General features: G+C 74.6%; 24 protein-coding genes. 13 read left to right on the top strand and 11 right to left on the bottom strand.

What is annotated here, in order from left to right:
• Nucleotides 1-67: 67 nt before the first annotated feature.
• Nucleotides 68-724, bottom strand: a complete 657-nt coding sequence (locus tag ACFU9E_RS24740; protein WP_380683981.1) for an ATP-binding protein — start codon at nucleotides 722-724, stop codon at nucleotides 68-70.
• 251 nt (nucleotides 725-975) lie between these two features.
• Here ACFU9E_RS24740 and ACFU9E_RS24745 point away from each other — a divergent pair, with 251 nt between their 5' ends.
• From ACFU9E_RS24745 to ACFU9E_RS24790, 10 genes are all read left to right on the top strand, one after another.
• Nucleotides 976-1815, top strand: coding sequence for a hypothetical protein (locus ACFU9E_RS24745; RefSeq protein ID WP_380683983.1), 840 nt, complete (start codon nucleotides 976-978; stop codon nucleotides 1813-1815).
• Between the two features lie 210 nt (nucleotides 1816-2025).
• Entirely contained in the window at nucleotides 2026-2796 is a 771-nt protein-coding gene (locus ACFU9E_RS24750; protein ID WP_380683984.1) for a YcnI family protein, read from the top strand.
• A gap of 77 nt (nucleotides 2797-2873) precedes the next feature.
• Nucleotides 2874-3554, top strand: coding sequence for an SCO family protein (locus ACFU9E_RS24755; RefSeq protein WP_380682649.1), 681 nt, complete (start codon nucleotides 2874-2876; stop codon nucleotides 3552-3554).
• A complete protein-coding gene (locus tag ACFU9E_RS24760; RefSeq protein WP_380682650.1) occupies nucleotides 3551-4063 on the top strand; it encodes a copper chaperone PCu(A)C in 513 nt (170 codons plus the stop codon). Before ACFU9E_RS24755 ends, ACFU9E_RS24760 begins: the two co-directional genes overlap by 4 nt.
• 13 nt (nucleotides 4064-4076) lie before the next feature.
• Nucleotides 4077-6164 (top strand): FixH family protein, encoded by a 2088-nt coding sequence (locus ACFU9E_RS24765; protein WP_380682651.1) that lies wholly within the window; start codon nucleotides 4077-4079, stop codon nucleotides 6162-6164.
• Nucleotides 6165-6173: 9 nt separating this feature from the next.
• On the top strand, nucleotides 6174-7472 hold the full coding sequence (efeB, locus tag ACFU9E_RS24770; RefSeq protein ID WP_380682653.1) for an iron uptake transporter deferrochelatase/peroxidase subunit: 1299 nt from the start codon (nucleotides 6174-6176) through the stop codon (nucleotides 7470-7472).
• A 168-nt stretch (nucleotides 7473-7640) separates the two neighbouring features.
• A complete protein-coding gene (gene pheA, locus ACFU9E_RS24775; RefSeq protein ID WP_380682654.1) occupies nucleotides 7641-8576 on the top strand; it encodes a prephenate dehydratase in 936 nt (311 codons plus the stop codon).
• A gap of 546 nt (nucleotides 8577-9122) precedes the next feature.
• Nucleotides 9123-10397 carry a serine--tRNA ligase gene (gene serS / locus ACFU9E_RS24780; protein ID WP_355362268.1) on the top strand — a complete coding sequence of 425 codons (1275 nt, stop codon included), beginning with the start codon at nucleotides 9123-9125 and terminating at the stop codon, nucleotides 10395-10397.
• Between the two features lie 86 nt (nucleotides 10398-10483).
• Nucleotides 10484-11332 carry an HAD family hydrolase gene (locus ACFU9E_RS24785; protein ID WP_380682655.1) on the top strand — a complete coding sequence of 283 codons (849 nt, stop codon included), beginning with the start codon at nucleotides 10484-10486 and terminating at the stop codon, nucleotides 11330-11332.
• A 169-nt stretch (nucleotides 11333-11501) separates the two neighbouring features.
• Nucleotides 11502-13403: an LCP family protein gene (locus ACFU9E_RS24790; protein WP_380682656.1), complete on the top strand. Its 1902-nt coding sequence runs from the start codon at nucleotides 11502-11504 to the stop codon at nucleotides 13401-13403.
• Nucleotides 13404-13430: 27 nt separating this feature from the next.
• Here the strand turns inward: ACFU9E_RS24790 and ACFU9E_RS24795 are convergent, their stop codons facing one another.
• Nucleotides 13431-14195: a sporulation protein gene (locus tag ACFU9E_RS24795; RefSeq protein WP_380682657.1), complete on the bottom strand. Its 765-nt coding sequence runs from the start codon at nucleotides 14193-14195 to the stop codon at nucleotides 13431-13433.
• Nucleotides 14196-14373: 178 nt separating this feature from the next.
• Between ACFU9E_RS24795 and ACFU9E_RS24800 the strand changes: the two genes are divergently transcribed.
• Both ACFU9E_RS24800 and ACFU9E_RS24805 read left to right on the top strand, forming a co-directional pair.
• Entirely contained in the window at nucleotides 14374-15114 is a 741-nt protein-coding gene (locus tag ACFU9E_RS24800; RefSeq protein ID WP_380682658.1) for a FadR/GntR family transcriptional regulator, read from the top strand.
• A 76-nt stretch (nucleotides 15115-15190) separates the two neighbouring features.
• Nucleotides 15191-16459: a CynX/NimT family MFS transporter gene (locus ACFU9E_RS24805; protein ID WP_380682659.1), complete on the top strand. Its 1269-nt coding sequence runs from the start codon at nucleotides 15191-15193 to the stop codon at nucleotides 16457-16459.
• Nucleotides 16460-16502: 43 nt separating this feature from the next.
• On the opposite strand, the gene ACFU9E_RS24810 is transcribed toward ACFU9E_RS24805, so the two are convergent.
• The 6 genes from ACFU9E_RS24810 to ACFU9E_RS24835 all read right to left on the bottom strand — a co-directional run bounded on the left by ACFU9E_RS24810 (nucleotide 16503) and on the right by ACFU9E_RS24835 (nucleotide 21431).
• Complete coding sequence (locus tag ACFU9E_RS24810) at nucleotides 16503-17219, bottom strand: ABC transporter permease subunit (protein WP_355362280.1); 717 nt, start codon at nucleotides 17217-17219, stop codon at nucleotides 16503-16505.
• A gap of 63 nt (nucleotides 17220-17282) precedes the next feature.
• Nucleotides 17283-18200, bottom strand: a complete 918-nt coding sequence (locus ACFU9E_RS24815; protein ID WP_355362282.1) for an ABC transporter ATP-binding protein — start codon at nucleotides 18198-18200, stop codon at nucleotides 17283-17285.
• A 9-nt stretch (nucleotides 18201-18209) separates the two neighbouring features.
• A complete protein-coding gene (locus ACFU9E_RS24820) occupies nucleotides 18210-19124 on the bottom strand; it encodes an ABC transporter permease (protein WP_380682660.1) in 915 nt (304 codons plus the stop codon).
• Entirely contained in the window at nucleotides 19108-20082 is a 975-nt protein-coding gene (locus ACFU9E_RS24825) for an ABC transporter ATP-binding protein (protein ID WP_380682661.1), read from the bottom strand. The genes ACFU9E_RS24820 and ACFU9E_RS24825 overlap by 17 nt, the downstream gene beginning before the upstream one ends.
• A gap of 149 nt (nucleotides 20083-20231) precedes the next feature.
• Complete coding sequence (locus tag ACFU9E_RS24830) at nucleotides 20232-21119, bottom strand: LLM class flavin-dependent oxidoreductase (RefSeq protein WP_380682662.1); 888 nt, start codon at nucleotides 21117-21119, stop codon at nucleotides 20232-20234.
• Between the two features lie 123 nt (nucleotides 21120-21242).
• Entirely contained in the window at nucleotides 21243-21431 is a 189-nt protein-coding gene (locus ACFU9E_RS24835) for a hypothetical protein (RefSeq protein WP_380682664.1), read from the bottom strand.
• Between the two features lie 162 nt (nucleotides 21432-21593).
• Between ACFU9E_RS24835 and ACFU9E_RS24840 the strand changes: the two genes are divergently transcribed.
• A complete protein-coding gene (locus ACFU9E_RS24840) occupies nucleotides 21594-22433 on the top strand; it encodes an HAD-IIB family hydrolase (protein WP_380715341.1) in 840 nt (279 codons plus the stop codon).
• Nucleotides 22434-22451: 18 nt separating this feature from the next.
• Here ACFU9E_RS24840 and ACFU9E_RS24845 read toward each other — a convergent pair whose 3' ends face one another.
• From ACFU9E_RS24845 to ACFU9E_RS24855, 3 genes are read right to left on the bottom strand one after another with little or no spacing between them, the layout of a single operon-like run.
• Entirely contained in the window at nucleotides 22452-23396 is a 945-nt protein-coding gene (locus ACFU9E_RS24845; protein ID WP_380682666.1) for a phosphate ABC transporter ATP-binding protein, read from the bottom strand.
• Between the two features lie 38 nt (nucleotides 23397-23434).
• Complete coding sequence (locus tag ACFU9E_RS24850) at nucleotides 23435-24364, bottom strand: sortase (protein ID WP_380715343.1); 930 nt, start codon at nucleotides 24362-24364, stop codon at nucleotides 23435-23437.
• Nucleotides 24361-24546 carry a hypothetical protein gene (locus ACFU9E_RS24855; protein ID WP_380715344.1) on the bottom strand — a complete coding sequence of 62 codons (186 nt, stop codon included), beginning with the start codon at nucleotides 24544-24546 and terminating at the stop codon, nucleotides 24361-24363. Before ACFU9E_RS24855 ends, ACFU9E_RS24850 begins: the two co-directional genes overlap by 4 nt.
• Nucleotides 24547-24925 lie beyond the last annotated feature (379 nt).

The following is a 24925-nucleotide window of genomic DNA, read 5'->3' on the forward strand; positions in this document are numbered from 1 at the left end:
TGTCTCGCCTGCGCCGCGACCTCGGCCCCAGTAGTGGCCATTTGCGCAGGTCGGAGAGCCGTGAATGTTATGAGGCCCGGCGGAGCAGGGCGTCGTCCTGCCACTTGAGGATCTTGTCGAAGCTGACGATCGCGCCGCGCAGCGGGTGGTTGCGGAGCTGGACGTGGTCGGTGAGGGCGTGGATGAGGAAGAGGCCGCGGCCGGACTCCGCGGTGAGGTCCGGCAGGCCGTCGAGGTCCAGGGGCCGCAGCAGGGGCAGCGGCGCCGGTTCCGCGGCCGGCGGCAGGACGTGGGTGTCGTACGGGCGGCCGTCGCGGCGCGGGCGGTGGGTGGTGAGCAGCGGACCGGGGACGGTGGCGCGGCCGTGCCGGGAGCGCGGGCGGGGCTGCGGGCGCCCGGCCGGGCGGGCCGTCGGCGGCGCCGGGGCGGGGGCCGGACGGCGCGCCGCCGGGGCCGCCGGGCCGGGCAGGCCGGGGCCCGAGTCGGTCACCTCGATCCGCAGCAGGTCGCCGCTGATCGACGCGGTGACCTGGTAGCCGTCGTCGGGCCGGCCGCCCGCGCCGTGCTCGACGGCGTTGGCGCAGGCCTCGCTGAGGGCGACGCCGAGGTCGTGGGCGATCTGCGGATCGACGCCCGCGGTCGCCATCGCGCCCAGCAGTATGCGGCGGGCCAACGGCACGCTGGCCGGGTCGCGCTTGAGGTGCAGAGTCCACCAGATGTCCACGGGAGGTCCCTCCTGGCTGCGGCTCCACATATAACGAGGTATCTCCGGGCGGTGCGCAGGTGAACCGTGCCCGGGGTCCGCTACCGCCCGTTCGGCGGATGGACGGGGGGACGGGCATGTGCCGGGCGGCGCGTGCCCGAGGGGTGCGCGGGGTGGCGCGCGGGGTGGCGTGCAGGGCCGGTCGGGGCATTCGTAGGGATTTCCCACCCTGCCGGTCCGGCGGGGGTAGGCGATGAGATGATGGCCCGGCCATGACTGCCCCAGCCGCCGCCCCGCACCCGGGCGCCCCCGCACCGGACGCGCCGGTGGGGGCCGCCGCCTGGGACCTGCGGCTTGCCAGGGCGGTCCCGTTCGCCCTGGTGTGCACGCTGATAGCGGCCGCCGGGCACGCGCTGGCGGGCGGCGGCGACGTCGCTTTTCCCGCACTCGCGACCGGTTTCGCCGCCACCCTGGTGCTCGCCACCGCCTTCGGCGGGCGGGAGCGCTCGCTCGGCGCGATCGCCGGGGCGCTGGCGGCGGGCCAGTTCGGGCTGCACTGCCTCTTCCACTCCTTCGCCGGCCACGCGGCCTCCGGCGCGGCCGGTCCGCACCACGGCGGTCCGCCGGGCTCCGGCCCGCTGACCCTGCCGCAGGTGGCCGGCCGGCTGGTCTGCAACGAGGGCCGGCCCGGCACCCTGGCCGGCCTGCCCGGCAGCCCGACCGCCGAGCAGCTGGTCGCCGGGGCGGGCCTGGACCCGCACGCGTACGCGACCGTGCCGTGGTGGCAGGGCGGCGTGCTCGGGATGACACCGACGATGCTGGCGGCCCACCTGGCCGCGGCCCTGGTGGCCGGCTGGTGGCTGCGGCGCGGCGAGGCAGCGCTCTGGCGGCTGGTGCGGATCGCCGCGTCGGCCGCGCACGCCCGCACGGCGGCGCCGCTGCGCACCGCGTGCGCCCTGGCCGCGGTGCTGCTGCGCGGCCTGTTCGGCCTGCCCGCCGGCCCGGTCCGGCGGTCCACCCGCCGGGGCGGGGACGACCCGCTGCCGGCCGGTGCCGTGCTGCGGCACAGCGTGGTGCGGCGCGGCCCGCCGCTCGGGGCCCTCGCGTACTGACCCGCGTCCACGGCGCCCCCGGTCCCCCACCGGCTCGGGCCCGACGGCGGACGGGTGTACGCGCAGCCGAGCCGTACCCGCCCGACTCGCGCGGTCCTGCGGCCCTCCCCCACCTCCTCCCCACGCCGCGCGGCCCCGCCGCGGCACGGATCCTCCCGTGCCCGGAAGCGGGCCTGCCCGCCGAGCCTCCGAACGGAGACCACGAACCCCATGCGTTCCCTTTCCCCCCGCCGTACCGCCGCCGTCGCCCTCGCCGCTGCCGCCGCCGTGGTGGCGCTGGCCGGCCCCGCCTCCGCGCACGTCACCGTGAACCCGGGCAGCGCCGACCAGGGCGGTTACACCGCCGTCGACTTCCGGGTGCCGAACGAGAACGACGCCGCCGGCACCGTGAAGCTGGAGGTCAACCTCCCGCTGGACCACCCGCTGGCCTCGGTCCGCACCCAGCCGCTGCCGGGCTGGACCGCCACCGTCGAGAAGGCCAAGCTGGACAAGCCGCTCAAGGTGCACGGCAACGACGTCAACGAGGCCGTCTCCAAGATCACCTGGACCGCCGACGCCGGGGTGAAGATCGCCCCCGGCCAGTTCCAGGAGTTCCGCGTCTCGCTCGGCCCGCTGCCGACCGACACCGACAGCCTGGTCTTCAAGACACTGCAGAGCTACGAGAACGGCGACGTCGTGCGCTGGATCGACGAGGCCAAGGACGGCCAGCCGGAGCCGGCCAAGCCCGCCCCGGTGCTGAAGCTGACCAAGGCCCCCGCCGGTGACGGCCACGGCGTGACCGCCACCGCCTCCCCGTCGGCCGCCGCCGACACCCACGCCGCCCACGGCGACGCCGCCACCGGCGACAAGGCCGCCTCCGACGACAAGGCGAGCGACTCCACCGCCCGGGTGCTCGGCGTCGTCGGCATCGTGGTCGGTGTGATCGGCACCGCCGTCGGTGTCCTCGGCCTGCGCCGCAAGAACGGCGGCTCGGCCTCCTGACCCCAGCACCGGTGGGGCCGCACCCGGCCCGGGCGCGGCCCCACCGGTGCTCCACCGCACACGATCGGACCTCTCCCATGCCCCGCTCCGCCCGCTCCGCCCGTTCCGCCCGCCTGGCCGGCGCCGCCGCCGTCGCCCTGGCCGCCGCGCTCACCCTGACCGCCTGCGGCTCCGACGCCGGCGGTTCGGCCTCCCCCGCCAAGGTCGTCCAGCAGAAGTCCGACTCGCCCTACGAGGGCACCGTGCTCGGCAAGAACTTCGAGAAGCCGGACCTCCAGCTGACCGACACCTCCGGCCAGCCGTACGACCTGCGCCAGCAGACCAAGGGCCGGACCACCCTGCTCTTCTTCGGCTACACCAGCTGCCCGGACGTCTGCCCGACCACCATGGGCGACATCGGCGTGGCGATGAAGAAGCTCTCCCCGGAGGAGCGGCAGAAGGTCGACGTGGTGTTCGTGTCCACCGACCCGAAGCGCGACACCCCGCAGGTGCTGCGCAGCTGGCTGGACTCGATGGGCAGCGACTTCATAGGCCTCACCGGGGACCTGGAGAAGGTGAAGACCGCCGCCAAGGCGCTCGGCATCCTGATCGAGGACCCGGTGATCAACGCGGACGGCACCGTCACCTCCACCCACGGCGCCCAGGTGCTGGCCTTCCTGCCCTCCGACGACAAGGCCCACCTGCTCTACCTGAGCGGCACCGAGGTGAAGACCTTCGAGCACGACCTGCCGCTGCTCGCCAAGGGGGTCGCCGCGTGAAGGGCCCCCTCGGATTCCGCCGGACGGCACTCGCCGGGGCGGCGCTGGCGACGGCACTGGGCGCCGGCGCGTTCCTGGTGGCCTGCGGGGCGGACGGCGGGAACGGCGCCGCCGGCGGCGGAGCGTCCGCCGGCGCGGCGGCCCGGCTGAGCGTCGCCGACCCCTACATCCCGCTGCCGCCGAGCGGCGGCATGGCGGCCGGATACCTGACGGTGCGCAACGACGGCGGCCAGGGCGACGAGCTGGTCGAGGTCTCCAGCCCCGGCGCCTCCTCGGTCACCATGCACCGCTCCACGGCCACCACCATGGAGCAGGTCGACAAGCTGGACGTCCCCGCGCACGGCGCGCTGCAGCTCGCCCGCGGCGGCACGCACCTGATGATCATGGGGTGGCAGAAGGCCCCCGCCCTCGGCGACGAGCTCGAACTCGACCTGACCTTCGCCCGGACCGGCACCATCTCGGTCAAGGTGCCGGTCAAGGAGCTCACCTACCGCCCCGGCCAGCAGTAAGGGACACCGCACGATGCTCACCGCACCGGGACTGGCGGGACGGCGGATCGCCGGGCTGATCGGCGTGCTCGGCGCCGTCCTCGCGCTGCTGCTCGGCGGCGCCGGACCCGCCTCCGCGCACGCCACCCTGCAGTCCACCGACCCCGCGCAGAACGCCGTCCTGCCCGCCGCCCCGCAGTACGTCACGCTGACCTTCAGCGAGGCCGTCTCGCTCTCCTCGGACTCGGTGCGGGTGCTCGACCCGGCCGGCAAGGCCGTGGACGCGGGCAACCCGGGGCACGCCGACGGCAAGGACAACACCGCCCGGGTCGGACTCGGCAGCGGGCTCGCCAACGGCACCTACACCGTCGCCTGGCGGGCCGTGTCGGACGACTCGCACCCGATCGGCGGGGCGTTCACCTTCTCCGTCGGCGCGCCGTCGGCCACCACCGTCTCCACCGCCGCGCTGCAGGGCGCCGAGGCGGACGGCCTGGTCGCCGCGGTCTACGGCACCGGCCGGGCCGTCGCGTACGGGGCGTTCGCGCTGCTCGTCGGGGCGGCCGGCTTCGTGCTGCTCTGCTGGCCGGCCGGGGTGGCCCGGCGCCCGGTGCAGCGGCTGCTGATGGGCGGCTGGGTCGCGCTGCTGGTGTCCACGGTCACGGTGCTGATGCTGCGCGGCCCGTACGAGCGGGGCTCGGGGATCGGCAAGGCGTTCGACCTGTCGCTGGTCCGCGCCACGCTGGACGAGCGGATCGGCACCGCGCTGGCCGCCCGGCTGCTGCTGCTCGCGGCGAGCGGGGTGTTCCTGTCGCTGCTCGTCGGCCAGCTCGGGCAGCCCACCGGCCGGACCGCCCCGGCCGCCGGCACCGCCGGGACCACCGGGACCACCGGGGCCGGGTCGGCCGCCGGGGACGCCGAGGAGGCCGAACTGCGGGAGCTGGAGCGGCGCGCCGCCGAACGCCCGCAGCGCGAGGCCCGGCTGGGCCTCGGGGTGGCCGGACTGGTGCTGGCCGTCGCGCTCTCGGCGACCTGGGTCGGCGCCGACCACGCCTCGGTGGGCATCCAGGTCTGGCTCGCGCTGCCGCTCGGCATGCTGCACCTGGTCGCGATGGCGCTCTGGCTGGGCGGCCTCGCGGCGATGCTGGTCGGGCTGCGCGAGGGCATCGGCGCGGACGTCGCCGACCGCTTCTCGAAGCTCGCCCTCGGCGCCGTCGTGGTGCTGGCCGGCACCGGCGTCTACCAGTCCTGGCGCGGCCTCGGCAGCTGGAGCGCGCTGACCGGCACCGACTACGGGCGGCTGCTGCTGGTGAAGACCGGCTGCGTGATCGCGATGCTCGGCGCCGCCTGGATGTCCCGGAGCTGGCTGGCCCGGCTGCGGGCCGCCCCGGAGGAGGCGGCGGAGGTCGCCCCGGCGGCGGTCGCCGTCGCGGCCGGCGGCGTCGGCGGCGGTACCGGCGGCAGCGCCCCGGACGCCGGTGACGAGGACTCCGACGACCCGGTCCGGCGGGCCCAGCTGGCCCGGCAGCAGGCCGCCCGGGAGAACGCCGACCGGGACCGCGGGCTCACCCCGACCCGGGCCGGGCTGCGCCGCTCGGTGCTGGTCGAGGCGGCCGTCGCGGTGGCCGTCCTGGTGGCCACCACCCTGCTCACCAACGCCCCGCCCGGACGGGTGGCGGGCGAGGTCGAGGCCGGGGCGGCCAACGGCACCGCCCCGGCGGCCGGCGCCGCGGCCGGGGGCACGACCGGTGGGGCGCCCGCCCCGCAGACCGTGCCGGGCCGGACCGTGGAGCTCGCCCTCCCGTACGACACCAAGGGCCGCACGCCGAACGCCAAGGGCACCGCGACGGTCACCCTCAACCCGGCGGGCAGCGGCTCGAACGAGGTGCACCTCAAGCTGGACGGCACGGACGGACAGCCGGTCGAGGTGCCGGAGGTGCAGCTCGCCTTCACCCTGCCGGACCGCGACCTCGGCCCGCTCACCGTCCCGCTCACCCCCGAGGGCACCGGGCGCTGGACCGGGACCGCGCAGCTGCCGCTCGCCGGGAACTGGGTCGTGTCGGTGGTCATCAGATCCTCCGACATCGACCAGACCACGGAGATCAAGCAGCTGAAGATCGGATAGGGACGGATCATGGCCACGGAGACCGGCACCGACAGCACCACCGGGCAGGACGGCACGTCCGACGGCACCGCCACCGGCTTCACCCGGCGGGCCCTGCTGGGCACCGCCGGGGCGGGCCTGGTGATCGGCGCGGGCGCCGGGGCCGGCACGGCCGTGGCCGTGGACCGGCCCGGCCCGCACCGCCCGGCGGCCGCGTCCGGCGCCGGCCTCGGGCCCGCCCGGGTGGCGTTCCACGGCGAGCACCAGGGCGGCATCCTCGAACCCCAGCAGGCCCGGGTCCAGCTGGCCGCCTTCGACCTGGCCGGCGGGGTCGGCCGGGACGGCCTGCGCACCCTGCTCCGGCGCTGGTCCCGGACGGCCGCCCGGATGGCCGTGGGCGAGCCGGCCGACGAGTTCGAGAACCAGGTCGCCCTGGACGCCGGCCCCTGCTCGCTCACCGTCACCTTCGGCTTCGGCGCGGGCCTGTTCGACAAGGCCGGCCTGGCCGACCACCGCCCGGCCGGGCTGGAGCCGCTGCCGGCCTTCCCGGCCGACGCGCTGGACCCGGCGCGCGGCGACGGCGACCTGTTCGTGCAGATCGGCGCCGACGACGCGCTGGTCGCCGTGCACGCGCTGCGGGTTCTGCAGCGTCAGGCGGCCGGCACGGCAGCACTGCGCTGGCAGGCGTCCGGCTTCGCCCGGACGCCCGGCGCCACCGCCGCGCCGATGACCGGGCGCAACCTGATGGGCCAGATCGACGGCACCAACAACCCGCAGCCCACCGAGGACGGCTTCGCGGCCAAGGTGTTCGTCGCCGCCGGGGGGGAGCAGCCGGCCTGGCTGGCGGGCGGCTCCTTCCTGGTGTTCCGGCGGATCCGGATGCTGCTGGACAACTGGGAGGCGCTCCCGGTGGACCGCCAGGAGCGGGTGATCGGGCGGCGCAAGTCGGACGGCGCCCCGCTCGGCGCGCCCGCCGGGGCGGGCGAGCGGACACCGGTGGACCTCGCCGCCCAGGCCCCGGACGGGTCGCTGGCCGTCCCCTCGGACGCCCACATCCGGGTCGCGGCACCGGCCGCCAACGGCGGGGCCGCCATGCTGCGGCGCGGGTTCTCGTACCACGACGGGCTGCTGACCGACGGCTCGCCGGACGCCGGACTGCTGTTCCTCGCCTTCCAGGCCGACCCGCGCAAGGGGTTCACCCCCGTGCAGCGCAAGCTGGCCCGGGGCGACGGGCTCTCCCGCTTCCTGCGGCACGAGGCGAGCGGCGTGTACGCCGTCCCGCCGGGCGCGCCGCAGGGCGGGTACATCGGGCAGACCCTGCTCGACTGACCCGTCCCGGTGCCCGACCCCGCGCCCGGGCCATCCGCCGTCCACGGATCGTCCGTCCTCCTCCCACGGAGCGGACCGCGGTCACAGGAGGACGGCGGAGTGGCTAAGGTGACTCCTTTCGGCGATCCGCCGTTGTTCCCCACAGGTCCCGTTCCCCTTGGAGGCGTCATGTCGGCAACCCGCTACACGTACCTCGGGCCGGCGGGCACCTTCACCGAGGCGGCCCTGCGCACCCTGCCGGAGGCGGCGACCCGGGAGCTGGTGCCGATGTCCTCGGTGCAGCTGGTGCTGGACGCGGTGCGCGGCGGCGAGGCGTCCGGTGCGTTCGTGCCGATCGAGAACTCGGTCGAGGGCGCCGTCACGGCGACCAACGACGAACTGGCCTCCGGCGCGCCGCTGATGATCTACCGCGAGGTGCTGCTGCCGATCACCTTCGCGCTGCTGGTCCGCCCGGGCACCGCGCTGTCCGACGTGAAGACGGTCACCAGCCACCCGGTGGCCCAGGCGCAGGTCCGCCGCTGGCTGGCCGCCAACCTGCCGGACGCGCACTGGGAGTCCGCCGCCTCCAACGCGGACGGCGCCCGGCTGGTGGCCGAGGGGCGGTACGACGGGGCGTTCGCGGGCGAGTTCGCGGCGCCGATCTACGGTCTCGACCCGCTGGTCAAGGACATCGTGGACGCGCAGAGCGCGACCACCCGGTTCGTGCTGGTGGGGCGACCCGGCCGGGTCTCCTCACCGACCGGGGCGGACAAGACCTCGATGGTGGTCTGGCTGCCGGACGACCACCCGGGCGCGCTGCTGGAGCTGCTGCAGGAGTTCGCCGTGCGCGGGGTCAACCTGATGCGGATCGAGTCCCGGCCGACCGGGGAGGGGCTGGGCAACTACTGCTTCCTCATCGACTGCGAGGGGCACCTCAGCGACCGCCGGGTGGGCGAGGCGATGATGGGCCTCAAGCGGATCTGCCCGCAGGTGCGCTTCCTCGGGTCCTATCCGCGCGCCGGCCGGCAGACGTCGGAGCACCAGCGGCCGGGTACCTCGGACGCGGATTTCAGCGCGGCGTCGGACTGGCTCTCGCGCTGCCTCGACGGCCGCGGGGACATCTGAGTCCGGTCGGGTCGGGCCGAGTGCGGCCGAGTCCGGCCGGCCGAGCCGGTCGGACATCCGGGCGCCATTCGGCGGCCACGTGTCCTTTTCGAACCGTTTTCCACCCCGCCGGGCGGCCGTCCACAGGGCGGTCGCCCCGGTGCGGGGCTTGTCCACAGGGGTGGGCACTGTCCACAGGTCCGAGTTATCCACAGGCCTGGGGATGAATCGACAAACCGGTTTAGCCACTGCACGTTTCGGTCGGATCATCGGTTTGCGTCGCAGAGATGACTAATCGGACCAGAGTCACCCGGGTGCCAGCAAATCACCCGTCCGAGTGCTTCAATTCGCTCACCCGAGAAGGTCAATTCAGGTTTGAAACCCGAATTCCATGGTTCGCCTCCTCGTCCACCGGCGCCGCCCCACGATCCACAGCCTCCGCCCCGAACCTGTGGATAACCAGCCTCCGGGCGGTTTCCCACAGCGGTTATCCACAGGCTGGAGCGAGTTATCCCCAGGGGAAAACCGGTACCGGTGGACAGGCGCCCGCCCGGTAGGCTTGGGCCCGTGATTGACCTTCGCCTGCTCCGTGAGGACCCTGACCGAGTGCGCGCCTCGCAGCGCGTCCGTGGCGAGGACGTCGACCTGGTCGACGCCCTCCTCTCCGCCGACGAGCGTCGCCGGTCCTCGGGCACGCGCTTCGACGAACTGCGCAACGAGCAGAAGGGCCTCGGCAAGCTCGTCGCCAAGGCCCAGGGCGAGGAGAAGGCCGCCCTGCTCCAGCGCACCAAGGAGCTGGCCGCCGAGGTCAAGGCCGCCGACGCCGAGCAGACCGAGGCCAAGGAGGAGGCCGAGCGCCTGCTCCGCTCGCTGGCGAACCTCATCGACCCGGCCGCCCCGGTCGGCGGCGAGGAGGACTTCGTCACCCTGGAGGAGATCGGCACCCCGCGCGACTTCGCCGCCGAGGGCTTCGAGCCCCGCGACCACGTCGAGCTGGGCCAGCTGCTCGGCGCGATCGACACCGAGCGCGGCGCCAAGGTCGCCGGTGCCCGGTCGTACTACCTGACCGGTGTCGGCGCGCTGCTGGAGCTCGCCCTGGTCAACATGGCGATCGCCCAGGCCACCGCCGCCGGCTTCACCCCGATGATCACCCCGGCCCTGGTCCGCCCGGCCGCCATGGACGGCACCGGCTTCCTCGGCCAGGCCGCCGAGAACGTGTACTTCCTGGAGGGCGACGACCGCTACCTGGTCGGCACCAGCGAGGTCCCGCTCGCGGCGTACCACATGGACGAGATCCTCGACGCCGAGAAGCTGCCGCTGCGCTACGCCGGCTACTCGTCCTGCTTCCGCCGCGAGGCCGGCACCTACGGCAAGGACACCCGCGGCATCATCCGCGTCCACCAGTTCGAGAAGGTGGAGATGTTCGTCTTCACCACGCCCGAGGACGCCGAGAACGAGCACCGCCGCCTGCTCCAGTGGGAGAAGGACTTCCTCAACGCCCTCGAACTGCCCTACCGGGTGATCGACGTCGCCTCCGGCGACCTCGGGGCCTCGGCCGCGCGCAAGTTCGACATCGAGGCCTGGATCCCGACCCAGGGCAAGTACCGCGAGGTCACCTCGACCTCCAACACCACCGAGTACCAGTCGCGCCGCCTCGCCATCCGGATGCGCGAGGAGGGCAAGGTGCGCCCGCTGGCCACGCTGAACGGCACCCTGGTCGCCGTCCCGCGCACCATCGTGGCGATCCTGGAGAACCACCAGCAGGCCGACGGCTCGGTCGTCGTGCCCGAGGCGCTCCGCCCGTACCTCGGTGGCCGCGCCGTCCTGGAGCCGGCCAAGTAGGACCGCCGCCGGTGCCGGAACCGGCACCGGCCGCAGCCGCGGCGACGCGGACGCAGCAACGAAGCAACTCCCGGGAGACACGGCCCATGAGCACCACCAGCCCCAGCCCCGTCTCCCCCGTGGACGGTGGCGACCTGCCCTTCAAGCTGGTCGCCACCGACCTCGACGGCACCCTGCTGAACAGCGTGGAGAGCGTCTCGGCGCGCAACCGCGCGGCGCTGGCCGACGCCACCGCGGCCGGGGCGCTGCACATCATCGTCACCGGCCGCTCGGCCACCTGGGCCCGCCCGGTCTTCGACGAGATCGGCTACCGCGGCATAGCCGTCTGCGGCCAGGGCGCCCAGGTCTACGACGCGGGCGAGCACCGGCTGCTCACCTCGCTCACCCTGGACCGCCGGGTGGCCGCCCTCGCGATCCAGCGGATCGAGGAGGAGACCGGCCCGCTGGCGGTCGCCGCCAGCCAGGACGGCCTGGACGGCGACGTGCTGGCCGGCCCCGGCTACGAACTGCAGATCGGCTCCGAGCTGCCGGTGGTCCGGACCGCGAAGGACGAACTGCTCAGCGCCCCGGTCAGCAAGCTGTACATCCAGCACCCCGAGCTGACCGACGACGCCCTGGCCGAGGCCGCCCGCCACGCGGCCGGCGACCTGGTCGGCGTGGTGATGGCCGGCGCCGGCATCGTCGAGCTGCTGCCGCTCGGCCTCTCCAAGGCCACCGGGCTGGCCGTCGCCGCCCACCGGCTCGGGGTGAAGGCCGCCGACACCATCGCCTTCGGCGACATGCCCAACGACGTGCCGATGTTCGGCTGGGCCCGGCACGGCGTCGCGATGGCCAACGCGCACCAGGAGCTGCTCGCGGTGGCCGACGAGGTCACCCTGAGCAATGACGAGGACGGCGTCGCGGCCGTGCTGGAGCGGCTCTACCCGAACGGGTGAACCTCGCCGCGGCCCCCGCCGGTTCAGCCGTTGGGGTGATGCTGCGGTGAGCCGCCACGGCGAAGCCGCGGGTCGGCGGGGGTGCGGCCGTCCCGGGCCGCCGGGCGGGCACCGGAGGGGTTTGTATGCTCCCAGGGTTGCCCGCTTCCGCCGCTGAGAGGTGCGCGCCATGTCAGTCCAGTGGGACCAGGGCCCGCCGGATCCGGCTGGGCGGCGGCGCGCCGACGGCGGCGTCCGGACCGAACCCCCCGAAGAGGCCCCCGGCCGGTTCCCGCTGCCGCGTTCCGGCGGCCGGGCCGAGGCCCGCCGGGCCGCGCAGGGCCGTACCGGGCAGACCCTCGCCGCGCAGACCCGCGTCGCGCAGGGCCGGATGGCACCGACCCGCGCCGCCCAGACTCACACCGCACAGACCCGGGCCGCCCAGACTCACACCGCGCAGGCCCGGGCCGCCCAGGGCCGGACGACGCCGGCCCGCACCGCCCGGACCCGCACCGGTCGGCGGGCGGCGGCCCGGTGCGGCCGGCGCGGCGCCCGGCGGCTGATCGCCTGGTCACTGGCCGGGATGCTGGTGGCCCTGGCCGGCGCCGGCGCCGCGGTGTACTACCGGCTGAACGGCAACCTCCGGTCCTTCGACCCCGACGCCATCGCCCCCGACCGCCCGCCCGAACCCAGCGCCGACGCGCACGGCCACCGGCCCGTCAACGTGCTGCTGATCGGCTCCGACTCGCGCGCCGGAGGCAACGGCGACCTCGGCGGCGGCAACGAGGGCGGCGCCCGCTCCGACACCACGATCCTGCTGCACGTCCACGCCGACCACCGGCACGCGGTCGGCGTCTCGATCCCGCGCGACGCCCTGGTGACCGTCCCCCGGTGCAAGCTCCCGAACGGCGGCTGGACCCGGGAGCAGCCCGGGCAGATGTTCAACTCCGCCTTCTCGGTGGGCAATTCCGAGTCGGGCAACCCGGCCTGTACGCAGAACACGGTGGAGAAGCTCACCGGCATCCGGATCGACCACACCATCGAGGTCAACTTCGCCGGCTTCGCCGCGATGACCGGCGCCGTCGGCGGCGTGGACGTCTGCCTGCCGAACGCCGTGCACGAGGGGAACATCAACCCCAATCTGGGCCGGAAGGGCAAGGTGGTGCTCACCAAGGGCCGCCAGCGGGTCTCCGGGCAGCGGGCACTGGACTACGTCCGGCTCCGGCACGGCATCGGCGACGACTCCGACGTCGGGCGGATGAAGCGTCAGCAGGCCTTTCTCGCCTCGCTGCTGGCCCGGATCAAGACCAGGGGCCTGAACCCCGGCACGCTGCTGCCGCTGGCCGACGCCGCGACCCGCTCGATGACCGTCGACCCGGGCCTCGACTCGGCCGCCAAGCTGGTGGACTTCGCCCTGACGCTCAAGGACATCGACCTGCACGAGGTCAAGTTCCTGACCACGCCCTGGCGTTACAACGGCGCGCGGATCGACCTGGTGCACCCGGCGGTCGACGCCCTGTGGCGGACCCTGCAGGCCGACCGGACCATCGACGGCCAGGACGCCACCGGCCACCAGCCGGACGCGGTCGCCGCGCCGCCCGCACCGTCACCGGCCGCACCACCGTCCCCACCGTCCACCCCGACGGCACCGACCGCCCCGAGGACCCCACCGCTCCCGCCGCTCGGCGCCGACGGTGCGCCGATCCGGGTCACCGTCCAGAACGGCACCGGCACCCCCGGCCTGGCCGCCCGGGCCGCCGACACGCTCCGGGCGGCCCGGGTCACCGTGGCCGGGACGGCCACCGCGCGCGGCACCGCCCGGGCGGCGACCACCACCGTCGAGTACGGGGTCGGGCAGCGGAGCAACGCGCAGAAGGTCGCCGCCCTCTTCCCGGGCGCCGCGGTGGCCCCCGGGCCGGGCGCCGGGATCAGCCTGCGGCTCGGTCTGGACTACGCCACCGGCGCGGCGTCCGGCGGGCCCGCTCCGGCTGCCGCCGGGCCGTCCGGCGGCCCGGCCCCGCTGCCCGCCGAGGTGGTCGGCCAGGCCCGCTCCGCCGACGACGACATCTGCAGCAACGTCTCCTACGGCTGACGGAGGGAGCGGGGGCGCGCGGGGGCCTCAGAGCGCGGCGCGGATCCAGCCGTCCACCAGCTCCGTGAGGTCCTCGCCGGCCTGGCCGTGGTCGACCACATGGGTGCGGATCACGTCCCCGCCACCGCCGAACAGACCGCCGCGCCGGTCCGCCTCCAGCACCACCTCCACCTTGCCCGGGGTGGTCACGAAGCTGACCTCCAGCGAGTTGCAGGCGTGCGCGTACCGCGGCGCCGAGGAGAACTCGATCTCCTGGTAGAACGGCAGCGTCTGCCCGGTGCCGCGGATGTGCCCGGCCTCCAGGTCCGCCGAGCGGAACCGGAAGCCCAGCTGGAGCAGGGTGTCCAGGATCCGGCGCTGCACCGGCAGCGGCTCGACCTCCAGCGGGTCGGAGTCGCCCTTGTCCAGCGCGCCGGCGATGTCGACCTCGGTGCGCACCCCGAGCCGCATGCCGTGCAGGTGCTGCCCGGCGATGGTGGTGACCGGCGTCTCCCACGGCACCTGGACGGCGAACGGGATCGAGCGGTTCTCGCCCGGCGCCAGCTTCAGCGGCGCGGTCACCGAGAAGCGGGCGAACGGGTACAGGCCGGTGCTCTCGCCGTCCTCGTGCTCGATCTCCACCTGGGCGACCAGGGTCAGCGTGATCCCCCGGATGTCCGCCTCCACCGTCCCCCCGGTCAGCTCGACCGTGCCGGCCATCGTCCCGCCGGGCTGCACGACCGGCGTGCTCAGGACGGTGTCGACGCCGGGACCGCCGACGCCCAGGGCACCGAGCAGCTTCTTGAACACCATGCGGACGCTCTCCTCGTATCAAAGGGGTGTGGACTCACCGGTCGTCGGGAGGAACGCCAGGCCGACGCGAGCGGTTCCCGCGCTGTTCACCGCCGGTTGTAGGATGACCGGACAAGCAGTTGTAGGATGACCGATGACCAGCCCGTAGCCGGCCCACGCCCGGGGAGGAGAGCCCGCCATGAGCAGCGCCCACAGCGCCCAGGACACACTGCAGACCGCCGGGCGGCGCTCCCTCGTCGACACCGCGATCGAGCAGCTGCGGGAGCAGCTGAGCGCCGGCGTCTGGCCGGTCGGCTCGCGGATCCCGACCGAGCACGAGCTCGCCGAGCGCCTCGGCATCGGACGCAACACCGTCCGCGAGGCGATCCGGGTCCTGGTGCACGCGGGCATGCTGGTCTCCCGGCAGGGCGAGGGCACCTTCGTGCGCTCCACCAGCGACCCGGCCGCCGTGCTGCGCGGCGTGCAGCGCTCCGGGGTGCGGGACGTCCTGGAGGTCCGCGCCGCGCTGGAGACCGAGGCCGCCCGGCTGGCGGCGCTGCGGCACACCCCCGAGGACATCCGGCGGATGCGGGCCGCGCTGGCCCGCGAGGCCGAGGTGATCGCGGCGCACCCCGAGCGGGCCGGCCGCGAGGCGACCGTCGAGCACGACCTGGAGTTCCACACCGCCGTCGTCGAGGCCGCGCACAACCCGGCACTGACCGAGGTGTACCGCTACTTCGGCGCCTCGGTGCGCGAGTCGATGCGGACGGCGTTCGGCGACCACGAGATGCCCGAGGTGGTCGTGGCGACCCATCAGGCCCTCGTCGACGCGATCGAGAGCGGCGACCCGGAACTGGCCGAGCGCGCGTGTCGCGCGCTGCTCGCCGAGCCGACCGCGGCCGTCGAGCAGCTCCTCGCCGCCATCGCCGCCCGGAAGTGAACGGGCCGAGGCCCCCGTTCCCCGCTCACCCGGTGTGCCCCCGCACGCCTTGAACTCCACGAAAGCAGCACCACCCATGGCCGTCACCCGTGCCCAGCAGCCGGTTGCCACCACCTCCGCGGGTACCGTCCCGCTCCCCGTCCGCAGCCGGCTGGCGCACCCCGCGCTGCTGCTGACCGGCATCGTGCTGGTCGCCCTGAACATGCGCGCCTGCCTGGCGGCGGTGTCGCCGATGGTGGCCGAGATCCAGCACACCTTCGGGCTCTCCGCCACCGCGAGCGGGCTGATCACCACCGTGCCGGTGCTCTTCCAGGGCGTCGGCGCCCCGCTCACCCCGCGGCTGACCCGGCGGTTCGGCACCGAGCGGGTGGTGCTGGGCGCGGTGCTGGTGCTCGGCGCGGGCGTGCTGCTGCGGGTGCTGCCCTCGGTGGTGGCGCTGTACGCCGGGTGCGTGGTGATCGGCGTCGCGATCGCCGTGCTGAACGTCTCGATGCCGGGCCTGGTCAAGCGTGAGTTCCCGGGCCGGGCCGCGGCGATGACCGGCGTCTACTCGACCACCATGCTGGTCGGCGCGACGATGGCGGCCGGCCTCTCGGTGCCGCTGGAGCACGCGCTGGGCGGCGGCTGGCAGGCCTCGCTCGGTTCCTGGTCGGTGCTGGCGCTGGTCGCCACGGTGGCCTGGCTGCCGCAGGTGCTGCGGGCCCGGGCCGCCGCCGGGACCACCGCCGGAAGCACCGCGGCGCCGGTCGCGCCGGCCGCCGCCTCCCGTCCGATCGAGGGCATCTGGCGCTCGCCGCTGGCCTGGCAGATCAGCCTGTTCATGGGCATCTCGTCGCTGCTGGTCTACACCCTGGTCGCCTGGATGCCGACCATCCTGGCCGACCACGGGATGGACCGCGGCGAGGCCGGTCTGGTCTTCGCCTTCTCCAACCTGGTGCAGGTGGCGGGCGCCTTCCTGGTGCCGCTGTTCGCCGGCCGGATGACCCGCCAGCGGGCGCTGGCCGTCTCGATGGCCGCGCTCAACGGCCTCGGCATCGCCGTCCTGCTGATCGCCCCGGTGCCCGGCGCCTGGGTGTCGGCCACCATCCTCGGTGTCGCCCAGGGCGGTTCGCTCGGCCTCGGACTCGCCTTCATCGTGCTGCGCACCGACAGCGTCGCCGGCGCCGCCCAGCTGGGCGGCATGTCGCAGGCGGTCGGCTATCTGGTCGCGGCGGCCGGCCCGGTCGGTGCCGGCGCCCTGCACCAGCTGACCGGCGGCTGGACCACCCCGCTGGCGCTGATGCTGGTGCTGGCCACCGTGGTCGCCGTCGCCGGCTGGGGCGCCGGACGCGACCGGACGCTCTGACCCCGTCCGCCCCCGCCGGCCCGGGCCGGGCGCGCCCCGCTCCTCACTCCTCCGAGGCGAGGGTGAGCCCGGCCAGCCGCACCGAGGCCAGCGCGGTCGCCGCCACGCCGACCACCAGCAGCAGCGGCACGGCCGCGCCGAGCGAGACCGCCGAGGTGATCGAGCCCTCGGCCGCCACCGACTCGGCCACCGCCAGCCCCCACTGCTGGATGCTGAGCGTGCGGGCGCCCGCGACGAAGTTGCCGACCAGCGACTCCCACACCAGCGCGTACGCCAGCCCGGCCACCACCGCGTGCCGGGTCACCACGCCGAGCAGCAGGAACAGCGCGCTGTACGCGGCCCCGGCGACCAGCGCGGCGACGGTGTAGGCGAGCGCCAGGCCCTCCTTCGTCCCGTACAGCAGCAGGCCCGCGAGCAGCATCGGCAGCGCCGCGAAGGCCCAGGTGGTGCCGATCGCGACGGTCAGCTTGGTGGTGATGATCTTCCACCGCGGCAGCGGCTTGGCCAGCAGGTAGACGATCGAGCCGTCGTCGATCTCGGTGGCGATGGCTCCGGTGCCGACGACCAGGCCGAGGATCGGCAGCAGGGTACCGAGGCCGAGCTTGCCGAGGACGTTCACGACGAGCTCGTGCTTGTCGCCGTTCGACCCGGCGGTGATCGCCGAGACGGCCAGCAGCAGGGCGGGGACCACCAGCAGCAGCAGGCCGCGGCGGCGGCCGAGCAGGCCGCGCAGCGTCAGCCTGGCGACGGTCGGGTTCATGGTGGGTCGGCCTTCCTGAGGTCCTGGAGGTGGGTGCCGGTCGGCGGGACGGCGTCCGGGCCGCTACGCGGAGACGAGGTAGGAGAACACGCTCTCCAGCGACTCGTCCGCCGGTGCCACGGTGTACAGCCGGATGCCGGCCCGCTGGGCGACCTTCGGCAGCAGGGTGGTGAACCCCTGGAAGTTCACCGCCTGGATCCGCAGCGCCCGCTCCTGCAGGTCCAGCTCGATGCCGGCGGTCGACGGGTCGGCGATCAGCGCCGCCGCGAGCCGCCGGTCGTCGCTGGAGCGGACCAGGTAGCGGTGCGGGCGGTCGGTCATCAGCCGGCGGATCTTCCGGAAGTCACCGGAGGCGGCGTGCCGGCCGGCCACCACGACCTCGATGTGCCGGGCCAGCTGCTCGACCTCCTCCAGGATGTGCGAGGAGAACAGCACCGTCCGGCCGTCCGAGCCGAACCGCCGCAGCAGGTCCATCAGCTGGAGCCGCTGGCGGGGGTCCATGCCGTTGAACGGCTCGTCGAGCAGCAGCACGGCCGGGTCGTGGACCAGCGCCGAGGCCATCTTGACCCGCTGCTTCATGCCCTTGGAGTAGGTGCCGGTCCGCCGCTCCTGGGCGTACTCCATCTCGACCAGGGCGAGCGCCTTGCGGGCCGCGGCACCCGGGTGGGGCAGCCCGTGCAGTTCGGCGTTGGCGAGGACGAACTCCCAGCCGGTCAGGTAGTCGTACATCGACTCCCGCTCGGGGACCAGGCCGATCTGCCGGTACACCTCCTGGTTGCGCCAGATCGGCGCGCCGTCCAGGGTCACCGCCCCGGTCGACGGCGCCAGGAAGCCGCTCATCATGTGGATCAGGGTCGATTTGCCGGCCCCGTTCGGCCCCAGCAGGCCGGTGATTCCGGGGCCGATCGCCATGCTGACGTCGTTGACGGCGACCACGTTCCCGAACCAGCGGGAGACCTTGTCGATGGTGATGGTGGCCATGACGCCCTCTCAAACGTTCCGGTAGCGGCGCAGCAGCAGCCGGTACGAGCCGGCCACCATCGCGACGGCGACGGCGGTGAACACCAGCAGGCCGAGCCCGCCCGGCGCGTGCATCCGCTCGGGGCCGGTACCACCGAGGTCGAACAGCTCGTTGACCAGGCTCTCCACCAGCCCGCCCGGCGACAGCAGCACCGCCCACTGGGTGGAGTCCGGGAGGTTCCCGCCGACGGCGACGGTGGACATGCTCATCCCGACCACGACCGCGACCACCGTGGTGCTGACCGCGAGATAGCCCATGATCGCGGCCACCCCGAAGCCGCGCCGCGGCGTGGCGGCGGCGATCACCACCGCGACCGAGGTCGGCACCAGCGCGTACAGCACCGCGGCCACCAGGCCGTAGCAGAAGTGCTCGGTCTGGTCGCCGAAGTCCAGCTTGATCAGCAGCGAACCGACGTACAGCACCACCAGTGGCGCGACCATCAGCAGCAGCTGGGCGCAGGCCATCGCCCCGAACTTGGCCCGAACGTAGTCGGCGCGGGTGATCGGGCGGGAGAAGTACAGCGGCACGGTGTGGTGGCGCAGGTCCCGGGAGAACAGCACCGGTGCCTGCGAGGCGAGGAAGATCGAGGTCACCAGCCCGATCGCGCTCAGGTACTGCGCGTAGTCCACCGGGAGCCGGTCGGACGCGGTCATCAGCGCGACCGCCACGATGATCACGGCCGGCACGGTGGCCGCGCCCAGCACGATCATCGGCAGCACCTTGGACTTGCCGGACCGTCCGAGGCCGTACGCGGCGCGCAGGCTCTGGGTGAACAGCGAGCGCGTGGCGTACGCCCGGCCGAGCCGGGGGCCGGTGTAGCCGCGGTAGCCGATGTCGTGGATGACGCCGGTGTCGACCGGCCTGAACTCAGGAGGCAGTGACATCTGCGGTAACCCCCTCGTTCTCCGTCGTCCCCGCGTCCCGGGTGAACAGTTCGGCGACCCGGTGCCGCCGCTCCTCCAGCCGCACCAGCCCCAGCCCGAGGTCCGCGACCGCGTCCCGGATGGTGTCGTACGTGTCGTCACCCGCCAGCCGGACCAGCAGGATCCGCGTGCCCTCCGGCTCCACCGAGAGCCCCGCCGCCGCCAGCCGCTCGCGCACCGCGGCGCCCGCGTCCAGGGCGTGGTCCTCCGGGTGGTCCGTCACCTCGACGGCCAGGGTGGCCGTCGTACCGGTGAACGAGGCGGTGGACGAGGAGCGCAGCAGCTTGCCGCCGTCGATGACCACCAGGTGGTCGCAGGTGCGCTCCAGCTCGCCCAGCAGGTGGGTGGTGACCAGCACCGAGATGCCGAAGTCCGTGTACACCCGGCGGATCAGCGCCAGCATGTCGTCCCGGCCGACCGGGTCCAGACCGTTGGTCGGCTCGTCCAGCAGCACCAGCTTCGGGTCGTGCACCAGCGCCTGCGCCAGCTTCACCCGTTGCTTCATGCCCGTCGAGTAGCCGCCCATCGGGCGGTAGCGCTCCTCGTACAGCCCGACGTGCCGCAGCGTGTCCGCCGTCCGTTCGCGGGCGGCGGCGGCCGGCAGTCCGGCCATCCGCGCCATGTGCACCACGAACTCGGTGGCCGAGACGTCCGGCGGCAGGCAGTCGTGCTCCGGCATGTAGCCGACCTGCTCGCGGATCTCCGACCCCTGGGTGGCGATGTCCAGCCCGAGCACCCGCCCGGTCCCGGAGGTCGCCGGGGCCAGCCCCAGCAGGATCTTGATGAGTGTGGACTTGCCCGCCCCGTTCGCCCCCACCAGACCGACCACCCCGGGCTCGACCTCAACGGTCAGCTGATCGAGGGCGGTCACCCGGGGGAACCTCTTGGTGAGGCCGTCCGTCTTGATGACAGTGGACACGTTCCTCACCGTAGTGTCCGGCCCCGCGCCCGGTCATGAGCTGCGATGACGAGCCCGCCTGCTGCTCGGGTATGACGCCGCCCCGCCCTTCCCCTAGGGGACACCGCGCCCGCCCCCGGGTACCGGACCCCGGGGGCGTCGACGCGCCCTCAGGCCAGCTGGGCGAGGCCCTCGGTGGCGATCCGCTCGAAGACGGCCAGGTCGTTGGCGAAGATCGAGTCCGGCACCGGCCAGTGGATCACCAGCTCGGTGATGCCGACCTCCCGGTACGTCCCGGCCCAGTCCACGAAGGCGTCCAGCGACTGGAGCGGCTTCTCCGCGGTCGAACCCTGGAGCAGCACCTTCTCCAGTGTCGCGACGTCCCGGCCCCGCTGCTCGCAGGCCGCCGCCAGCTTCGCGATCTGCTGGGCGACCACCGCCGGCGCCTGCTCCACCGGCACGTCCGCCGGGGCCTTCGGGTCCCCGTACGTCACCCAGCCCTGCCCGTACTCCGCGGCCAGCCGCATCCCGCGCGGCCCGGCCGCGGCGACGTAGAAGGGCACCCGCGGGGTCTGCACGCAGCCGGGGATGTTCCGGGCCTCGACCGCCGAGTAGTACGCGCCCTCGCGGGTCGTGGCGTCGCGCAGCAGCAACTCGTCCAGCAGCGGCAGGAACTCCCCGAACCGGTCCGCCCGCTCCCTCGGCGACCACGCCTCCTGGCCCATCGCCGTCGCGTCGAACCCGGTCCCGCCGGCCCCGATGCCCACCGTCAGCCGCCCGCCGGACACGTCGTCGAGCGTGATCAGGTCCTTCGCCAGCGTCACCGGGTGCCGGAAGTTCGGCGAGGTCACCAGCGTCCCGATCCTCAGCCGCTCGGTCGCCGTGGCCGCCGCCGTGAGCGTCGGCACCGCGCCGAACCACGGCTCGTCCCGGAACGACCGCCACGAGAGGTGGTCGTAGGTGTACGCGGCGTGGAACCCGAGGTCCTCGGCCCGCCGCCAGATCTTCTGCCCCTCGCCCCACCGGTGGATGGGGAGGATCACCGTGCTCAGTCGCATGGCCCCGACCCTACGCGGGCCGCCGGGGGCGGTGCGGGAGGCGGGGAGCCGGGTGCGGGGAGGTCAGGGGTGGGGAGGTCAGGGGTGGGGAGGTCAGGGGTGGGGAGGTCAGGGGTGGGGAGGTCAGGGGTGGGGGCGCTGGGCGGGGAGGCGGAGGGGGTGGGCGGGGCTGCCGCGGCGGGCGAGGTCGGCGAGGGTGTCGAAGAGGATGTCGCCGATCAGCACGGGTTCGCGGGAAGGCGGCGGGACCGCCTCCTCGGGGAGGGGCGCGGGCTCGATCTCGATCTCGTCTGGGACCTGGCGAGTTCGCATGGCTCTTCCTGCCGACGGGGTGGCCGAGGAGAGTCCTGCCCGGTCGGAGGCGGTGGGACACCCCGGAAGCGGGCTGATCGGCCGGAACTGGCGCAGCGGGGGCCGAAACGTGCGCCGGACGGGGAGTGGGGGAGAGCGGCGGCGGTGGGCGAAGATGGAGCGGTGACCACACCGCGCACCGCTCCCCCGACCCGGCTGATCGCCACCGATCTGGACGGCACGCTGCTCTGCTCCGGCGGCACCGTCACCGAGCGAACCGCCGCCGCCCTGGCCGCCGCCGAGGCGGCCGGGATCCAGGTGGTGTTCGTGACCGGCCGCCCGCCGCGCTGGATGCAGCAGGTGAGCGCGCACATCGGCGGCCACGGGGTGGCGATCTGCTCCAACGGCGGCGCGGTGGTGGACGTGCGGCGCGGCGAGCTGCTGGAGTCCTTCCCGCTGGCCGGGGAGGACGCGCTCGCGGTGGTGGCCCGGCTGCGGGCGAAGCTGCCGGGCACCGCGTTCGCCTTCGAGTACCCGGCCGGGTTCGCCCGCGAGCCCGGCTACGAGGTGCGGATGTGGGGGCAGGACGAGAACCACCCGGTCGGCCCGGCCGAGGAGCTGCTCGGCCCGGGCGGCCCGGTGCGCGGGCTGTACAAGCTGCTCGCCAAGCACCCGGACCTGGACCCGGACAAGCTGCTGAGCGAGGCCCGGGACGCCGCCGGGGAACTCGCCGAGATCACCCGCTCGGCGCCGATACCGCTGCTGGAGATCAGTGCGCCCGGCGTCACCAAGGCCAGCACGCTGGCCCGTTGGTGCGCCGGGCGGGGGATCGACCGGAGCGAGGTGGTGGCCTTCGGCGACATGCCGAACGACCTGGAGATGCTGGCCTGGGCCGGCACCGCGTACGCCGTCGCGAACGCCCATCCGCAGGTGTTGGCGGCGGTGCCGCTGCACACGATGAGCAATGAGCAGAACGGCGTCGCCGCGGTGCTGGAGGAGATCCTCCGGCACCGCGGCGACTGAGGGCGCGAGCGGGTCGGATCAGCCGAAGCGGCCGTTGACGTAGTCCGAGGTCCGCTGGTCGTGCGGCTGGTGGAACACCTGCTCGGTCGGCCCGGCCTCGACGATCCGGCCGGGGGTGTCGTGGGTGGCCAGGAAGAACGCGCAGCTCTGCGACACGCGCTGGGCCTGCTGCATGTTGTGGGTCACGATCACGATGGTGAGCCGGCCGCGCAGCTCGGCGATGGTCTCCTCGACCCGGCGGGTCGAGGTCGGGTCGAGCGCCGAGCAGGGCTCGTCCATCAGCAGGATGTCCGGCGAGACGGCCAGCGACCGCGCGATGCACAGGCGCTGCTGCTGGCCGCCGGAGAGCGAGCCGCCGGGGGCGTCGAGGCGGCTGGCCACCTCGTCCCAGAGGCCGGCCTGGCGCAGGCTGGTCTCCACCAGGTGGTCGCGCTCGTCCCTGGCGACCTTGATGCCGGCGAGCTTGAGCCCGCTGGAGACGTTGTCCTTGATGGACATCGCCGGGAACGGGTTGGGCCGCTGGAACACCATGCCGATCCGGCGGCGCACGTCGGCGGGGCGCCGGCCGGGCCGGTAGACGTCGTCGCCGTCCAGCAGCACCTCGCCGGAGAGCGCGGCGCCGCGGACCATCTCGTGCATCCGGTTGAGGATCCGCAGGTAAGTGGACTTGCCGCAGCCGGACGGGCCGATCAGCGCGGTCACCTCGCCGGCGGGCATGGCGAGCGAGACCCGCTCCAGCACCTTGCGGGAGCCGAACCAGGCGGAGACGTCCCGGGTCTCCAGTCCGGCGAGGGCGGGCTCCTGGTCGTAGCCCTCGTAGTGCGCGTCCTGCGGGTACAGCAGGTGCTGCCCGTCGTAGCCGTCGTGGTCCGCTTGGTCGGCGTGGCCCGCGTAGTCGGCGGCCGGCAGCGTCATGGTGGTCTCGTCGGGCCCCGGGGCCTGGTCGTGCGGTAGGTCGGTCATCGGTGCATCCGTCATCGGTACGGTCCTCCGGGCGCGCTTCAGTAGAGGTTGGGCAGCAGGGCGGCGGCGTTCTCGTAGACCGCCCAGAGCAGCGCGCCGATCACCGGCGCGAGGCTGAGGTAGGCGGCCGAGCGGTGCCAGTACCGGGCGAGCACGACGGCGGCGACGACCGCGCCGAGCAGGCCCAGCGTCCACAGCTGCAGTGCGGCCAGCGCGCCCTTGTCGGCGGCCAGCGCCTTGTCGAACGGCACGGTGGCGGGGCGCCCGCCGGGGTTGGCCGCCGGGTCGCCGTCGAGCCGGGCGCCGATCAGCACCGTCGAGCTCGCGATCCAGTTGGAGTCGCTGGTCACCAGCACCAGGCGGTTGCGCACCGGGTCCACGATCGGGTGGTCCTCGTCGCCGTACACGTTGACGGTGTAGGTGAAGGTGCCCTGCCCGGTGGTGGCCTGGATCTTGTCGCCCACCCGCAGCTTGGTCAGCTCGCCGAACGGCGCCCCGAAGGTCGCCCCGCGGCCGAACACCACCGACACCCCGGTCTGCCCGGGCAGCGCGGTGTCCCGGCGGTGGCCGGGACCGCGCATGAGGTCCCGGCCGGTGGTGCCCTCCACCACGACCGCCTGGTGCAGCCCGATCGCCGGGATGTCCAGCAGCGCGACGGGGGCGCCGTCCCCGGCCTTGCCGGTCGGGGCGGTCGCCTTGCCGAGCTGGTCCCGGAAGGACTTGTAGGAGGTGGACTGGAAGTGCTTCTCCTGCACGTGCGAGAGCGTGAACAGGTAGCCGACGAAGCCCATGGTGAGCGCCGCCAGCAGGCTCACCGCCCAGGCCGCCTGCAGGAACCGGACCCGCTTCGCCGTCCGGCCGGAGCCGTCCCGGCCCGGCCCGGCCGCGGTGGGCGCGGGCCCGGGGGCCGCCGGGGCCGGCGCGGGCTGCGCCGCGCCGACCGGCTTCTCCAGGGCGGGGGCCGTCATGACCGGCCGCCCGTCTGCGAGCGGCGGCGCAGCAGACGGCGGCCGAGCAGCGGCGGGACGACGACGACGGCGAGCAGTTCGAGCGCGGTCAGGACGCTCAGCGTCCAGTCCTCGGGCCGGCCGCCGACGTTCACCACGTCGGCGGCGACCTCGGTGGTGCCGCCGCCACCGCGCGCGACCACCTGGCCGGTCTGCGGGTCGACGGCCTGCTCGGCGCCCTGGCCCTCGCCGTCGGCCGAGGCCGCGGCGTTCGGGTCGGCGGCGACGGCCCCGGCGTTCGGGTCCGCGGCCGTGCCACCGGTACCGGTGGCACCGCCCGTCCCGCCCGTGCCACCGGTACCGCCGGAGCCACCGGTGGCGGAGCCGCCGGTGCCGGAGCCGGAGCCGCCGGTGCCGGCGGTCCCGGGGGCCTTGGTGCCGGTCTTGTTGCCGGTGGCCTTGTTGCCGCCGGTACCACCGGACGTGGCTGCCGCGCCTCCGGCGGCCGCGGCACCCGCGCCGCCCGCCGCAGCGCCGCCCGCCGCAGCGCCGAGGGCGAGGCGCGGTCTCGTCGACACCTAG

Origin of the sequence: Kitasatospora sp. NPDC057595 (assembly GCF_042800875.1) — a bacterium.
Lineage (GTDB): Bacteria > Actinomycetota > Actinomycetes > Streptomycetales > Streptomycetaceae > Kitasatospora.